The sequence below is a fragment of the Pseudomonas sp. GW822-FHT03F08 genome (genome assembly GCF_058801265.1).
In genome coordinates this window covers 64806-78973 of record NZ_JBXANC010000010.1, presented here as the reverse complement: position 1 = coordinate 78973, position 14168 = coordinate 64806, and the positions used below count along the sequence as shown (strand labels likewise).

14 protein-coding genes are annotated in these 14168 nt (G+C 61.0%); 8 read left to right on the top strand and 6 right to left on the bottom strand.

The annotated features are described in order from the left end of the window. Positions 1-188: 188 nt before the first annotated feature. The gene (gene quiC / locus AC1RME_RS23725) at positions 189-2090 is read left to right on the top strand and encodes a 3-dehydroshikimate dehydratase QuiC (RefSeq protein WP_096820827.1); all 1902 of its coding nucleotides are present in this window, start codon (positions 189-191) and stop codon (positions 2088-2090) included. A gap of 102 nt (positions 2091-2192) precedes the next feature. After that, a complete protein-coding gene (locus AC1RME_RS23720; RefSeq protein ID WP_096820828.1) occupies positions 2193-2870 on the top strand; it encodes a TetR/AcrR family transcriptional regulator in 678 nt (225 codons plus the stop codon). 34 nt (positions 2871-2904) lie between these two features. Here AC1RME_RS23720 and AC1RME_RS23715 read toward each other — a convergent pair whose 3' ends face one another. From AC1RME_RS23715 to AC1RME_RS23705, 3 genes are all read right to left on the bottom strand, one after another. Continuing rightward, positions 2905-3759 carry a shikimate dehydrogenase gene (locus AC1RME_RS23715; protein WP_493091821.1) on the bottom strand — a complete coding sequence of 285 codons (855 nt, stop codon included), beginning with the start codon at positions 3757-3759 and terminating at the stop codon, positions 2905-2907. Between the two features lie 5 nt (positions 3760-3764). Then, positions 3765-4205: a type II 3-dehydroquinate dehydratase gene (gene aroQ / locus AC1RME_RS23710; RefSeq protein ID WP_011336043.1), complete on the bottom strand. Its 441-nt coding sequence runs from the start codon at positions 4203-4205 to the stop codon at positions 3765-3767. Positions 4206-4346: 141 nt separating this feature from the next. Further along, positions 4347-5258: a LysR family transcriptional regulator gene (locus AC1RME_RS23705; RefSeq protein ID WP_493091820.1), complete on the bottom strand. Its 912-nt coding sequence runs from the start codon at positions 5256-5258 to the stop codon at positions 4347-4349. A gap of 204 nt (positions 5259-5462) precedes the next feature. On the opposite strand from AC1RME_RS23705, the gene AC1RME_RS23700 reads away from it, so the two are divergent. Both AC1RME_RS23700 and AC1RME_RS23695 read left to right on the top strand, forming a co-directional pair. Then, a complete protein-coding gene (locus AC1RME_RS23700; protein ID WP_273541113.1) occupies positions 5463-5891 on the top strand; it encodes a DUF4160 domain-containing protein in 429 nt (142 codons plus the stop codon). After that, on the top strand, positions 5888-6334 hold the full coding sequence (locus AC1RME_RS23695) for a DUF2442 domain-containing protein (RefSeq protein ID WP_493091819.1): 447 nt from the start codon (positions 5888-5890) through the stop codon (positions 6332-6334). The genes AC1RME_RS23700 and AC1RME_RS23695 overlap by 4 nt, the downstream gene beginning before the upstream one ends. A 55-nt stretch (positions 6335-6389) precedes the next feature. Here AC1RME_RS23695 and trmA read toward each other — a convergent pair whose 3' ends face one another. Further along, positions 6390-7469, bottom strand: coding sequence for a tRNA (uridine(54)-C5)-methyltransferase TrmA (gene trmA, locus AC1RME_RS23690; RefSeq protein ID WP_114885665.1), 1080 nt, complete (start codon positions 7467-7469; stop codon positions 6390-6392). Then, the gene (locus tag AC1RME_RS23685) at positions 7466-8761 is read right to left on the bottom strand and encodes an NCS2 family permease (RefSeq protein WP_096820834.1); all 1296 of its coding nucleotides are present in this window, start codon (positions 8759-8761) and stop codon (positions 7466-7468) included. The genes trmA and AC1RME_RS23685 overlap by 4 nt, the downstream gene beginning before the upstream one ends. 220 nt (positions 8762-8981) lie before the next feature. On the opposite strand from AC1RME_RS23685, the gene AC1RME_RS23680 reads away from it, so the two are divergent. Beyond that, positions 8982-9431, top strand: coding sequence for a DUF4879 domain-containing protein (locus tag AC1RME_RS23680; RefSeq protein ID WP_102621120.1), 450 nt, complete (start codon positions 8982-8984; stop codon positions 9429-9431). Between the two features lie 67 nt (positions 9432-9498). Then, positions 9499-10050: a DJ-1 family glyoxalase III gene (locus AC1RME_RS23675; protein ID WP_493091817.1), complete on the top strand. Its 552-nt coding sequence runs from the start codon at positions 9499-9501 to the stop codon at positions 10048-10050. A 5-nt stretch (positions 10051-10055) separates the two neighbouring features. On the opposite strand, the gene AC1RME_RS23670 is transcribed toward AC1RME_RS23675, so the two are convergent. After that, positions 10056-11294: an MFS transporter gene (locus AC1RME_RS23670; RefSeq protein WP_096820837.1), complete on the bottom strand. Its 1239-nt coding sequence runs from the start codon at positions 11292-11294 to the stop codon at positions 10056-10058. 400 nt (positions 11295-11694) lie between these two features. On the opposite strand from AC1RME_RS23670, the gene AC1RME_RS23665 reads away from it, so the two are divergent. Together AC1RME_RS23665 and cydB are read left to right on the top strand one after the other, a co-directional pair. Next, a complete protein-coding gene (locus AC1RME_RS23665; RefSeq protein WP_493091815.1) occupies positions 11695-13131 on the top strand; it encodes a cytochrome ubiquinol oxidase subunit I in 1437 nt (478 codons plus the stop codon). A gap of 3 nt (positions 13132-13134) precedes the next feature. Beyond that, complete coding sequence (gene cydB / locus AC1RME_RS23660; protein ID WP_085697554.1) at positions 13135-14142, top strand: cytochrome d ubiquinol oxidase subunit II; 1008 nt, start codon at positions 13135-13137, stop codon at positions 14140-14142. Positions 14143-14168: the final 26 nt, after the last annotated feature.

Genomic DNA, 14168 nt, shown 5'->3' with positions numbered 1-14168 from the left:
AAAGGGATGTTGGGCAGTGGGCGAAAAATCGTCAATTCGCCAAACCGGCATTGTGTTCGATAATCGCACGCAAAACTAACCGGGTAGTACAGTTTAAATTGCTCAATGAAAAACCGGGACCAATAATTCGCTCACCTTATAAAAGCGGCGCAATCCTCGTAGCCGAAGTCTCCACCGGGAGTTGAAACATGCAGCGATCCATTGCCACCGTTTCCTTGAGCGGAACCCTGCCGGAAAAACTCGAGGCCATTGCCGCCGCCGGGTTCGACGGGGTGGAGATTTTCGAGAACGACCTTCTGTACTACGACGGCAGTCCCCGGGAAATCCGGCAGATGTGCGCCGACCTCGGGATTGCCATCACCCTGTTCCAGCCGTTCCGCGATTTCGAAGGCTGCCGCCGCGATCGTCTGGAGCGCAACCTGGAGCGGGCCGAACGCAAGTTCGACCTGATGCAGGAACTGGGCACCGACCTGGTGCTGGTGTGCAGCAACGCCTCCCCTGACAGTATCGGCGATCAACAGATCCTCATCGATGACCTGCGCCTGCTGGCCGAACACGCCGGCGCCCGTGGCTTGCGCATCGGTTACGAGGCGCTGGCCTGGGGCCGTCACGTCAATACTTATCAACAGGTCTGGGACATCGTGCGCCAAGCCGATCACCCAAGCCTCGGCGTGTTGCTCGACAGCTTTCACACGTTGTCGCTCAAGGGCGATCCTCGGGCGATTGCCGAGATTCCCGGCGACAAGATTTTCTTCGTGCAAATGGCCGACGCGCCGATCCTGGCGATGGATGTGCTGGAGTGGAGCCGGCATTTCCGCTGCTTCCCGGGACAGGGTGAATTCGATCTGCCGGGCTTCCTCGCGCCAATCATCCAGAGCGGCTACACCGGGCCGCTGTCGCTGGAAATCTTCAACGACGGCTTCCGCGCCGCGCCGCCTCGGGCCAATGCGGCTGACGGTCTGCGTTCGCTGCTGTATCTGGAGGAGAAAACCCGCCAGCGTCTGGAGCAGGACATCCGCCCTGTGGATAACCGCGAAATCCTCTTCGAGACGCCGAAGGCCAGCGCCTACAACGGCATCGAGTTTCTTGAGTTTGCCGTCGACGAAGCGCTCGGCGCCAAACTGTCGAACTGGCTTGAACGACTGGGTTTCGTCAAGGCCGGGCAACATCGCTCCAAGAGCGTCAGCCTGTTGCGCCAGGGCGATATCAACCTGATCCTCAACTCCGAACCTTACTCGTTCGCCCACAGTTTCTTCGAGTCCCACGGCCCGTCGCTGTGCGCCACCGCCGTGCGGGTCAAGGACAGCGCCAGTGCGCTGGCCCGCGCCGTCGCCTATAAAGGTCAGCCGTATCGCGGACTGGTCGGCCCCAACGAGCTGGAACTCGCAGCGGTGCGTGCGCCGGATGGCAGCCTGATTTATCTGGTGGATGAAGAGGCGGATGTCTACGGCACCGACTTCAATCTGCTGCCGGATGCGGTGGCTCGCGGCGGCCTCAAACGCATCGATCACATGGCCATGGCGCTGCCGGCAGACAGCCTCGACAGTTGGGTGCTGTTCTACAAAAGCCTGCTGGATTTCGAGGCCGACGACGAAGTGGTGCTGCCGGATCCGTACGGTCTGGTGAAGAGTCGCGCGCTGCGCAGTCGCGACAGTTCGATCCGCTTGCCGCTGAACATTTCCGAGAACCGCAACACCGCGATCTCACACGCGCTGTCGAGTTATCGCGGTTCCGGGGTGCATCACATCGCCTTCGATTGCGACGACATCTTTGCTCAGGTCAGCCGTGCCAAAGAGGCGGGCGTACCGCTGCTGGATATCCCGCTCAACTATTACGATGACCTCGCGGCGCGTTTCGATTTCGATGACGAGTTCCTCAGCGAGCTGGCGTACTACAACGTGCTTTATGACCGCGATGCTCAGGGCGGCGAGCTGTTCCACGTCTACACCGAGCCGTTCGAAGGGCGCTTCTTCTTCGAGATCATCCAGCGCAAGAACGGTTACGCCGGTTATGGCGCGGCCAACGTCGCGGTGCGACTGGCGGCAATGGCCAAAGCACGCAGTGGCGCTGTTCGCCAGGCGAAGTTGTAGGAAATTCGTAAACGCGGGATTAAACACGGGTCGCGCGGCTTCCTTCGCTGGGGCGCGCGGCCCATAATCGCCAGCCTGTGCAGTGATGGCCGTGAGCCCGCAATGACAATGACTTCAGAACTTTCCGCAGCCCCCGTTTTACCAGCGGTAGAGCCGCGCAAGAGTCGCAAGAACAACCCGGAAAAAACCCGCGAAAACATCCTCCAGGAAGCGATCGTCGAGTTCGTCCAGCAGGGCCTGTCGGGTGCTCGCGTGGACGCGATCGCCGAGCGTATCCACACCTCCAAGCGCATGATCTATTACTACTTCGGCAGCAAGGAGCAGTTGTACGTCGAGGTGCTGGAGAAGCTCTACGGCGATATCCGCAGCACCGAAAGCCGTCTGCACCTGGCCGAGCTGCCGCCGGTGGAAGCGATCCGGCGCCTGGTGGAGTTCACCTTCGATCACCACGATCGCAACGTCGATTTCGTGCGCATCGTCTGCATCGAAAACATCCACAACGCTGAATACGTGAAGCGTTCCGATGCGATCAAGGCGATGAACAACACGATCCTCGATTCGCTGGGCGAGATCTTGGCGCGCGGTGCCGCTGAAGGTGTGTTCCGCGCCGGGCTCGACGCGCTGGACGTGCATCTGCTGATCAGTTCGTTCTGCTTCTATCGTGTGTCGAACCGTCACACGTTCGGTGAGATCTTTCAGATCGACCTGCCGGACGAAACCATCAAGCAGCGTCATCGCGAAATGATTTGCGAGTCGGTGCTGCGTTACCTGCAGGCCTGATCGGTATCGAGGGGGGCGTCGCCCCCTCACGGTTTTATCCTTTCATGCTTTGAAAATGCGCCAGCATTCGCTGCGCATCCGGCGCTACGCCGCTGAACAGTTCAAACGCCTTCACGGCCTGAAACACCGCCATGTTGCCGCCATCCAGGGTTCGGCAACCCAGGGCGCGGGCGTTGCGCAGCAGTTCGGTTTCCAGCGGGAAATACACGATCTCCGCCACCCACAACTCTGGACGTAGCAATGCTGCCGGCACTGGCATGCCCGGTAGTTTGGCCATGCCCATTGGCGTGGTGTTCACCAGCCCGTCAGCGTGACTCAACGCACTCGGCAGATCATGTCCGGCCACGGCGCGGCCCGCGCCAAAATGCTGATTGAGGTTGTTGGCCAGGCTTTCGGCCCGCTCAATGTCCACATCAAAAATGCTCAACTGGTGTACGCCTTCGCTCAGCAGGGCGTGGGCCACCGCCGCACCGGCGCCGCCAGCCCCCATCTGGACGACACGCTCGCGGGCAACGTCTGGCAGGCCGCGACGAAATCCTTCGGCGAACCCCAGGCAGTCGGTGTTGTGGCCGACGCGTTTGCCGTCCTTCAACACCACGGTGTTGACCGCTCCGATGCCTCGGGCCTCGGGTGACAGTTCATCGAGCAGCGGGATGATTGCCTGCTTGCACGGGAAGGTGATGTTCAGTCCGGTGTAATTCATGCGTTCGGCGGCCAGTAGCAGGTCGGGCAGGGCGTTGCTGTCCAGTTGCAGTTGATCGAGATCGATCAAGCGGTACAGGTAACGCAGGCCCTGTTCGTCGCCTTCGTGTTCATGCAGCGCCGGGGTGCGGGACGCCTGGATGCCGGCGCCGATCAGCCCGGCCAGTATGACGTTGTCGCGGATCATGCGGTTCACCCCTTCAGACGCTGGCTGAAATGTTCCAGGGCCAGGCGATAACCGTGGCTGCCGAAGCCGCACATCACGGCCGTGGCGATGGCCGAGACGAACGAGTGATGACGGAACGGCTCGCGAGCGTGGACGTTGGACAGGTGGACTTCGATCACCGGCAATTCGCTGGCGACCAGGGCATCGCGGATCGCTACCGAAGTGTGAGTCCAGGCGGCCGGGTTGATGACGATGCCGGCGCAGCGCTGGCGGGCGCCGTGAATCCAGTCGAGCAGTTCGCCTTCGTGGTTGGTCTGGCGAAACTCCACGGCCAGGCCGAATTCTTCGGCGGCGCGCCCGCACAGGGCAGAGATGTCGGCCAGGGTTTCGTGACCGTAGGTCGCCGGTTCACGGGTGCCGAGCAGGTTCAGGTTCGGGCCGTTGAGCACCAGAACGATAGGGGGCATGGGGGCAAACTCCACTTATTGTTTTTGGCTTGGGTCGAGGGTTTCGACCTGTGGAGTTAAATTGTACTAGCTGGTTACTTTAATCAATTGCTCTACATCGACAGTCCTGTTTTGTGTGCGGTGATCGCACACAGGCGAGAATCAGCGCGGCAATTGCTCTACCAGAAAATCAATGAAAGCCCTGACGCGCAGCGGCATATGGCGATTCTGCGGGTACAGCAAGGTGAACGGTCGCGAACGCCCGCTGTAGGGTTTGAGCACTTCCACCAGCGAACCGTCGGCCAGTTCCTTTTCCACGATGAAGCGATAAGTCTGGAACAACCCGGCGCCGTGTCTGGCCAGGGTCACGCCGCCGAGCACGTCATCGGAGCAGCAGAAATTGCCCTCGGCGAGAATTTCCCGTGGCGTGTCCTCGTTGTAAAACAGCCAGGTGATCCGCCGCCCACTGCTGGGTAATTCGTACTGGATGCACTCGTGCTGTTCGAGGTCTTCGAGGGTCAGTGGTGTGCCGGCACGTTTCAGGTAATCAGGGCTGGCGACCATCACCAGCGCCGCATCTTCCAGGTGTCGGGCGATCAGGCCTGAGTCGGGAATGGCCCGCACGCGGATCGCCATGTCGTAACCCTCGCCGACGAAGTCGATGTTGCGATTGCTGATGTGCATGTCGACCTTCACCTGAGGAAAGCGCGCGCGAAACGCCGGCAGCAGCGGCAGGATCCGGTGGTGGGCGTAGGTTGTAGGAATACTGATGCGCAGGGTGCCGGACGGTTCCTGCTGCTGGCCCATGACTTCCCGTTGCGCCTCGACCAGTTGCGCCAGCGCCTGACGGCATTCTTCGTAGTAGCGCCGGCCGCTGTCGGTCAATTTCACACTGCGGGTGGTGCGCGCAAACAGCCGCACCCCCAGGCGTTCCTCCATGCGTGACACCGAGCGGCTCACGGCAGCCGGCGTCACCGAAGCCGCCTGCGCCGCGCCGGTGAAACTGCCGCACTCGGCGGCCAGGCAAAACAACTCGATGCTGCCTAGCTGAAGATCGTCGAAGTGTCGCTGCATGATTGATTACACCGGGGAATGAGTCTTCGTATGTAGCAAATGCGCGGCCGCTGCGAAAGAACTGCTTACCATTTTGCGCGGGGCTTTCCTGAATCCCGCACTAGGCTCGAAAACGTAATGACCATTGAAGGCAACAATGCCGATGGTCGGAATTGTCAGGGAATGGCAGTTTTCGAAACTCTTTAACCTAACGGATGGGTTAGCATGAAAGTGTGCAGTTACAAGGGATTGTCGGTGGTGATCATGCTGCGAGACGAACATTGTCCGCCCCATGCGCACGTAGATTCAGGTGCATGGAGTGCCCGCTTCAAATTCAGCTTCTGGCACAACGGCGTGGAGTTATGGGATGTGGTGCCGCTGTCGCGTCGGCCACCGATTGCAGTGCTTGAGGGGTTGCGCCAATCGCTCCGTGAAACCGTTCATCTGCGGCGGGCTCGCCGAATCTGGTGGACTCGTTTGCAGACGGCGTGTCTCGATAATCAATGGTGGGACGGGGACTCGAACGAAGTGGCCGTCATGCGCGAAGTCACCAATGCAACCTTCAGAATCGGATCGGCGTATTACGAGCCAGAAGAAAACAAAACCTTGCTGGCCCTGGTCGGTGCTCAGGAAGGTGTGGAGATCGAACTATGAAAACAGTAAAGGCCGGTTTGCATGCTGATCGACCGGTAACGGAAAAGCGCCTCGATGAAGCTGTCGATCGTGGGGGGCTGCGCCGACGCAGCAGCCTGCAAGCCGTATCGGTGTCCTTTCAGAAGCCGTGCCTGGTGATTCACTTTGAAGATGACAGCGGCGTGCTGCTACCAGTGAATCTTTACCGGGAATTCGATGATTTCGAACCGGAAGACTTCAGCGGATTGAACGTCGGCTTTGCCGGCACAGCCCTTTGCCATGAAGGCAGGGATCTGCAGATTTCCATCGCCGGCATGATCTCGGCCAGTCAGCCATTGATGGCCATGGCCGCCTCGGTGATCGCTTCTCGCAACGGTCGCCAGAGCAGCGCTGCCAAGGCCGAGGCTGCCCGGGCCAACGGCAGGAAGGGCGGGCGCCCGCGCAAGATCGATCCCGTGTCATGAACAGGCACAAAAAAGCCGTCGGTCAGGACGGCTTTCTTGTTTCTGGCACCTGCGATCAACGCCGGGTCAACAGCACCCCGGATTCCATGTGGTGAGTCCACGGGAACTGGTCGAACAGCGCGCAGCGGGTGATGCGGTGCGTGTCGTGCAGTTGGGCGATGTTGGCCGCCAGGGTCTCCGGGTTGCAGGAGATGTACAGGATGTTGTCGAAGCGACGGGTCAGTTCGCAGGTGTCCGGGTCCATGCCGGCCCGTGGCGGGTCGACGAACACGCTGCCGAACTCGTAGCTTTTCAGATCGATGCCGTGCAGGCGACGGAACGGGCGAACTTCGTTCAGGGCTTCGGTCAGCTCTTCGGCGGACAGACGCACCAGGGTGACGTTATCCACAGCGTTTTCGGCCAGGTTGCTCAACGCAGCGTTAACCGACGTCTTGCTGATTTCCGTGGCCAGCACTTTGCGCACGCGGGTCGCCAGCGGCAGGGTGAAGTTGCCGTTGCCGCAGTACAGCTCCAGCAGATCGTCGCTGCGATCGCCCAGTGCTTCGTATGCCCAGTTGAGCATCTTCTGGTTCACGGTGCCGTTGGGCTGGGTGAACGCGCCTTCCGGCTGGCGATAGCTGAAAGTGCGGCCGCCGACTTCGAGTTTCTCGACCACGTAATCGAGGCCGAGCACTTCGCGCTTGCCCTTGGAGCGACCGATGATGCTGACGCCCAGGTCCGCCGAAAGCTTGGTGGCCGCCGCATGCCAGTGCTCGTCCAGCGGACGGTGATAGCACAGGGTGATCATCGCGTCGCCGGCCAGGGTGGTCAGAAACTCCACCTGGAACAGCTTGTGGCTCAGCGCCGCGCTGGCCTGCCATGCCGCTTTCAACTGTGGCATCAACTGGTTGATGCGCAGGCTGGCGATCGGGAATTCCTCGATCAGGATCGGCGTACGTTTGTCGTCCTGGGAAAACATCGCGTAATGCCGCTCACCGCCCTCGCGCCACAGGCGGAATTCGGCACGCAGACGGAAGTTCTGCAGCGGCGAGTCGAACACCGCTGGCTCCGGTGCGTCGAACGGGGCCAGGAGGTCACGCAGGCGCGTGACCTTGTCTTCGAGTTGTGCGGCGTAGGCCTGGGAATCAAAAGTCATGCGTTGAACCAACCCAGCTTGATCACGAACAGAATCGACAGGATCACCAGCGCCGGGTTCAGCTCACGGGCGCGGCCGGACAGCAGTTTGATTGCAGTCCAGGCGATGAAGCCGAAGGCGATGCCGTTGGCGATGGAATAGGTGAAGGGCATCGCCAGTGCGGTGACCACGACCGGCGCGGCGACGGTGATGTCGTCCCAGTCTATTTCCGCCAGGCCCGAAGTCATCAGCACGGCGACGAACAGCAGCGCTGGCGCGGTGGCGAAGGCCGGCACGCTGGCGGCCAGCGGCGAGAAGAACAGCGCCAGCAGGAACAGGATCGCGACGACGATGGCGGTCAGGCCGGTGCGGCCGCCGGCGCTCACGCCTGCAGCGGACTCGATGTAGCTGGTGGTGGTCGAGGTGCCCAGCAGCGAACCGGCCATTGCCGCTGTACTGTCGGCGATCAGCGCACGGCCCATCTTCGGCATGTGGCCGTCCTTGCCCATCAGGCCGGCGCGCTTGGCGACGCCGATCAGGGTGCCGGAGTTGTCGAACAGATCAACGAACAGGAAGGCGAAAATCACGCTGACCAGACCGATGTCCAGTGCGCCCTTGATGTCCAGTTGCAGGAAGGTCGGGGCCAGCGAAGGTGGCATCGAAGTCACGCCGCCGAACGGGGTGAAGCCCATCACGATCGAGACGATGGTCACCGCGAGAATGCCGATCAGCACCGCGCCGCGCACTTTCAGGGCTTCAAGGGCAACGATCAGGGCGAAACCGAGGGTGGCGAGGATCGGTGCCGGTTGCTTCAGGTCACCGAGGCCGACCATGGTCGCCTGGTTACTGACCACGATACCGGCGTTGTGCAGGGCGATCAGTGCCAGGAACAGGCCGATACCGGCGGCAATCGCCGAACGCAGCGGCAGCGGGATGCTGTTGATGATCCATTCACGGATGCGGAAGATCGACAGCAGGAAGAAGCACACGGCCGAAATGAACACCGCACCCAGCGCCACTTGCCAGGTGTGGCCCATGTGCAACACGACGGTGTAAGTAAAGAAGGCGTTCAGACCCATGCCCGGCGCGAGGGCGATCGGGTAGTTGGCGATCAGGCCCATCACCGTGGAGCCGATGGCAGCCGCAAGGCACGTGGCGACGAACACCGCGCCTTTGTCCATGCCGGTCTCGCCGAGGATGCTCGGGTTGACGAACAGAATGTAGGCCATGGCCAGGAAGGTCGTGACGCCCGCCAGAATCTCGGTCCGCACGTTGGTGTTGTGTGCCTTGAGTTGAAACAGCCTTTCCAGCATGTCTGCTCCCCGTGGCGCGCGTGGCGCCGTGAATGTATCGACCTCAACAGCAAAGCACAGACCGTCGCAAGCGCCTGGAAAATTGTGGTGGGCCGGAAAAAGCCGCGCATCATACCAGCAGCGTGAGGAATATGGCGGATGTTGGTATCGATCGTCGGCGAAGTTTTGTGTCGCGGCCAAACCGGCCATACTGCGCGCTGATTTTTCGGGAATGGATCGCATGAACAAGCATTGGATGAAGGCCTGCGGGTTGATCGCACTGTTGCTGACCGGGGCACCCGCTGCATTCGCCGCATCGGCACCGCCGCTGAGCGAGGTGAAAGTCATCAAGGTTCAGTCGGCGTCCTGCGGGCTCGAAGACATTACCGATGGTCAGGTGCAGACCCGGTGCGATCACAGCGCGCCGGGCATCAAGGTTTATGTGCTGGAAATCGGCTATGGCCAGAGCCAGCCCCAGGCCGCACTGGACGGTTTTGAAGTGAACGGCACGCGAAGCCCGGTGTGTGCCTTCGATAACGGCAATCTGACTGAGTGCACGCCCGGCAGTAAAACCGTTGGTTCTCTCTATACCTTCGATCTGGCGGGCCGGCAGGAGGGCACTTTCACGTTCAGCAACACATCGATCAACGCCCCGCGCAACACGATGTCGACTCAGCTTTACATCAAGTAACGGCACAGGCTGAACGGTTCGGGACAAAGCTGACTAAGCTTAATGAACCACTCAGCGGATTGCGCCCATGACCTTTAGAGCCCTGATTACCCTCGCCGAGGGCATCGATGATCTGCAATGCGTGACCCTGATCGACGTGCTGCGTCGGGCCGGCGTCGAAGTGGTGGCGGCCAGCATCGAGGGACGGCGCATGCTGACCTGCGCCCGAGGTACGCGACTGACCGCCGACGGCATGCTTATTGATGTGCTGGCCCAGACCTTTGACCTGATCGTCCTGCCCGGTGGCGCTGTTGGCGCACAACACCTGGCGGCGCATCAGCCGCTGCAGCAATTACTAAAGGACCAGGCCAGCGCCGGACGCCTGTTCGCCGCCATCGCCGAATCCCCGGCGGTCGCACTGCAAAGTTTCGGTGTTTTGCGTCAAAGACGCATGACCTGCCTGCCCGCTACCAGTCATAACCTGTCTGGTTGTACGTTTGTTGATCAACCGGTGGTGGTCGACGGTAATTGCATCACCGCGCAGGGCTCCAGCGCCGCACTGGCGTTTGCGCTGACGCTGGTCGAGCAACTGGCGGGCAAGGCCGTCAGAGCGAAGGTCGCGGGGGAGTTGCTGGCCTGAGAAAGTCAGGCCTTCACCTCATCTACCGGCACATGCATCCGGTCGCGGTTGGCCAGGGTCGGGAACAGTTTGATCCAGGTCCCGGTCACCACCAGCGTACCGATCCCGCCCATCACCACTGCCGGTACGGTGCCGAACCAGTGGGCGGTGAGGCCGGATTCGAATTCGCCCAACTGGTTCGAGGCGCCGATGAACAGGCCGTTCACCGCGCTGACCCGGCCGCGCATTTCGTCCGGGGTTTCCAGCTGCACGAACGAGGCGCGGATCACCATGCTGATCATGTCCGCCGCGCCCAGCACCACCAACACTGCGAGCGAGAACCAGAACGACGTCGACAGACCGAAGGCGATGGTGGCCACGCCGAATACACCGACAGCGGTGAACATCACCCGGCCGACGTTGCGTTCGACGGCGAAGCGCGCCAGGAACAGCGACATCATCAACGCCCCGACCGCCGGTGCCGAACGCAGCAACCCCAGGCCCCACGGCCCGGTCAGCAGAATGTCCTTGGCGAATACCGGCAACAACGCCGTGGCACCGCCGAGCAGTACGGCGAACAGGTCCAGCGAGATCGCCCCGAGAATGTCCGGGCGGCTGCGGATGAAACGAATCCCCGCCAGCAACGAGTCCAGCGTCGCCTTGCCCTTGTTCAGTGGGGTTTGCCGTGCAGGCAGGTTGAGCATCAAGGTGCAGGCGATGACATACAGAATGACCGTCGGGCCATAGACCCACACACTGCCGAAGGCGTAGAGCAGACCGCCCATCGCCGGGGCGACGATGGTGGCTGATTGCTGCGCCGACTGCGCGGCGGCGACCGCCCGTGGGAACAAAGCGCTGGGCACGATGCTCGGCAGCAGCGCCTGGGTGGTCGGCATTTCGAAGGAGCGTGCCGCACCGAGCAGGAACGCGAGGATAAAGATCATTTCCCGGGTGACATGGTCGGTGGCGCTGCCGATGGCCAGTGCCAGGGCGATCAAGGCCTGCAACGACTGACAGATCGCCGCGACCTTGCGCCGGTCGTAGCGGTCGGCAACGTGGCCGGTGTGCAGCATGAACAACACGCGTGGGGCGAACTCCACCAAACCGACCAAGCCAAGATCGAGCACGTTGCCGGTCAGTTGATAGAGATTCCAGCCGATCGCCACGGTGAGCATCTGGAAACCGCTGGCGGTGAAGATCCGGGCAAACCAGAACGCAAGAAAGGGACGGTGGTGGCGTAACAGCAAGGGCTCTTGGCTGGGCATCTGCGGGCCGGTCTTGAACGAGGGGAACCGCGAGATTATCACCAGTCTGTAACAGGAAGTTGCTATGACAAAAAATTTAGTTAGCCAGACATCGATTTTTCGGGACCCGGACACTCAACCCGGCCATCGATGTATTTCAGGGCTTTACCAAGACTCTGAGGCAACTTGTCACGCGGCAAAAGACCACGCGGTTCCCCGTCGGAAATGGGACTACTCTTTCAACGTTGATTGATCCAGATCAAGACCCTTCGCGGAACTGATCCGGGACCCGTCGGCAGACTCCCTGCGTCGCGATGCCTGTAAAAAGAAGAACGAATCCGAGTTCGCCGCACTCCATACCCGTGGGGGCAGTGGTTCAAGGCCGCCAGCCTTGGAACCGTTATCTGATAGAGGAAAGCTTATGTTCGGTTTAGAGGCACTAGATCTCGCCCGAATTCAGTTCGCGTTCACCATCTCGTTCCATATCCTGTTCCCGGCGATCACCATCGGTCTTGCGAGTTATCTCGCGGTGCTGGAAGGCCTGTGGCTGAAAACCGGCAACGACACCTACCGCGATCTCTACCATTTCTGGTCGAAGATCTTTGCCGTCAACTTCGGCATGGGGGTGGTCTCGGGCCTGGTCATGGCCTATCAGTTCGGCACCAACTGGAGCCGCTTCTCGGACTTCGCCGGTTCCGTCACCGGGCCTTTGCTCACGTATGAAGTGCTTACGGCTTTCTTCCTCGAAGCCGGTTTCCTGGGCGTCATGCTGTTCGGCTGGAACAAGGTCGGAAGCAAGCTGCACTTCTTCGCCACGGTCATGGTTGCCATCGGCACGTTGATTTCGACGTTCTGGATTCTGGCTTCCAACAGCTGGATGCAGACCCCGCAGGGTTTCGAGATCGTCAATGGCCAGGTCATCCCGACCGACTGGCTGGCGATCATCTTCAACCCGTCGTTCCCGTATCGCCTGATGCACATGGCGACGGCGGCGTTCGTGGCGACCGCATTCTTCGTCGGCTCCTCCGCGGCCTGGCACCTGCTGCGCGGCAAGGACAACCCGGCGATCCGCACCATGCTGTCGATGGCGATGTGGATGGCGTTGATCGTTGCGCCGATCCAGGCGGTCATCGGCGACTTCCACGGCCTCAACACCCTCAAGCATCAGCCGGCGAAAATTGCCGCGATCGAAGGCCACTGGGAGAACCACGGCGACGAAGCGACGCCGCTGATCCTGTTCGGCTGGCCGGACATGAAGGAAGAGAAAACCAAGTACGCGGTGGAGATCCCGTACCTCGGCAGCCTGATCCTGACGCACTCGCTGGACAAGCAAGTTCCGGCGCTCAAGGAGTTTCCACCGGAAGACCGGCCGAATTCGACCATCGTGTTCTGGTCGTTCCGGATCATGGTCGGCCTCGGCTTCCTGATGATCTTCACCGGTCTCTGGAGCCTGTGGCTGCGCAAACGCGACACGCTCTACACCTCGCGGCCGTTCCTGTACCTGGCGTTGTGGATGGGCCCGTCTGGCCTGATCGCGATCCTGGCGGGCTGGTTCACCACTGAAATCGGTCGTCAGCCGTGGGTGGTCTACGGGCTGATGCGCACGGCGGATGCGTCCTCCAACCACAGCTTCATGCAGATGAGCATCACATTGATCATGTTCGTGGTGGTGTATTTCGCGCTGTTCGGTGCGGGTCTGGGCTACATGATGCGCCTGGTGCGCAAAGGGCCGAAGACCGACGAAGGCAAGGAAACCAACGACGGTGGTCCTGGCCAGAAACGCACACCGGCCCGTCCGTTGTCCGCTGCCGACGACGATGGCGCCGAACACGATCGCAGCCTGACCAAGGAGATTTGAGTCATGGGTATTGATCTTCCGCTGATCTGGGCCGTGATCATCATCTTCGGCATCATGATGTACGTGGTCATGGACGGTTTCGACCTGGGGATCGGGATTCTTTTCCCGTTCATCCCCGGCAAGACTGACCGCGACGTGATGATGAACACTGTCGCCCCGGTATGGGACGGCAACGAAACGTGGCTGGTATTGGGGGGCGCTGCGTTGTTCGGTGCCTTCCCGCTGGCCTATTCGGTGGTGTTGTCGGCGCTGTACCTGCCGCTGATCTTCATGCTGATCGGGCTGATTTTCCGTGGCGTGGCGTTCGAGTTCCGCTTCAAGGCCAAGGACGACAAGCGTCACCTGTGGGACAAGGCGTTCATCGGTGGTTCGGTGGCGGCGACGTTCTTCCAGGGCGTGGCGCTTGGCGCATTCATCGATGGGCTGCCCGTGGTCAACCGGCAATACGCCGGCGGTTCACTGGACTGGCTGACGCCGTTCACGCTGTTCTGCGGCGCTGCGCTGGTGGTGGCGTATGCCTTGCTCGGTTGCACGTGGCTGATCATGAAGACCGAAGGCAAGCTTCAGGAGCAGATGCATGACCTGGCGCGCCCTCTGGCCTTCGTGCTGTTGGCGGTGATCGGCATCGTCAGTCTGTGGACGCCGCTGGCCCATCCGGAAATCGCGACGCGCTGGTTCAGCATGCCGAACCTGTTCTGGTTCATGCCGGTGCCGATTCTGGTGCTGGTGACGATGTACGGTCTGATCCGCGCGGTGGCGCGCAATGCCAACTACATGCCGTTCCTGCTGACCCTGGTGCTGATCTTCCTCGGCTACAGCGGACTGGGTATCAGCCTGTGGCCGAACATCGTGCCGCCGTCGATCTCGATCTGGGACGCCGCCGCACCGCCGCAAAGCCAGGGCTTCATGCTGGTCGGCACGCTGTTCATCATCCCGTTCATCCTGGGTTACACCTTCTGGAGCTATTACGTGTTCCGCGGCAAGGTCACCCATGAAGACGGCTATCACTAGGGGTGATCACGATGGCGCCGACAGCG

Excerpts from the sequence above, each read along its gene's own strand:
- quiC (WP_096820827.1), top strand. The coding sequence starts at position 189 with ATGCAGCGATCCATTGCCACCGTTTCCTTGAGCGGAACCCTGCCGGAA.
- AC1RME_RS23720 (WP_096820828.1), top strand. The coding sequence starts at position 2,193 with ATGACAATGACTTCAGAACTTTCCGCAGCCCCCGTTTTACCAGCGGTA.
- AC1RME_RS23715 (WP_493091821.1), bottom strand. The coding sequence starts at position 3,759 with ATGATCCGCGACAACGTCATACTGGCCGGGCTGATCGGCGCCGGCATC.
- aroQ (WP_011336043.1), bottom strand. The coding sequence starts at position 4,205 with ATGCCCCCTATCGTTCTGGTGCTCAACGGCCCGAACCTGAACCTGCTC.
- AC1RME_RS23705 (WP_493091820.1), bottom strand. The coding sequence starts at position 5,258 with ATGCAGCGACACTTCGACGATCTTCAGCTAGGCAGCATCGAGTTGTTT.
- AC1RME_RS23700 (WP_273541113.1), top strand. The coding sequence starts at position 5,463 with ATGAAAGTGTGCAGTTACAAGGGATTGTCGGTGGTGATCATGCTGCGA.
- AC1RME_RS23695 (WP_493091819.1), top strand. The coding sequence starts at position 5,888 with ATGAAAACAGTAAAGGCCGGTTTGCATGCTGATCGACCGGTAACGGAA.
- trmA (WP_114885665.1), bottom strand. The coding sequence starts at position 7,469 with ATGACTTTTGATTCCCAGGCCTACGCCGCACAACTCGAAGACAAGGTC.
- AC1RME_RS23685 (WP_096820834.1), bottom strand. The coding sequence starts at position 8,761 with ATGCTGGAAAGGCTGTTTCAACTCAAGGCACACAACACCAACGTGCGG.
- AC1RME_RS23680 (WP_102621120.1), top strand. The coding sequence starts at position 8,982 with ATGAACAAGCATTGGATGAAGGCCTGCGGGTTGATCGCACTGTTGCTG.
- AC1RME_RS23675 (WP_493091817.1), top strand. The coding sequence starts at position 9,499 with ATGACCTTTAGAGCCCTGATTACCCTCGCCGAGGGCATCGATGATCTG.
- AC1RME_RS23670 (WP_096820837.1), bottom strand. The coding sequence starts at position 11,294 with ATGCCCAGCCAAGAGCCCTTGCTGTTACGCCACCACCGTCCCTTTCTT.
- AC1RME_RS23665 (WP_493091815.1), top strand. The coding sequence starts at position 11,695 with ATGTTCGGTTTAGAGGCACTAGATCTCGCCCGAATTCAGTTCGCGTTC.
- cydB (WP_085697554.1), top strand. The coding sequence starts at position 13,135 with ATGGGTATTGATCTTCCGCTGATCTGGGCCGTGATCATCATCTTCGGC.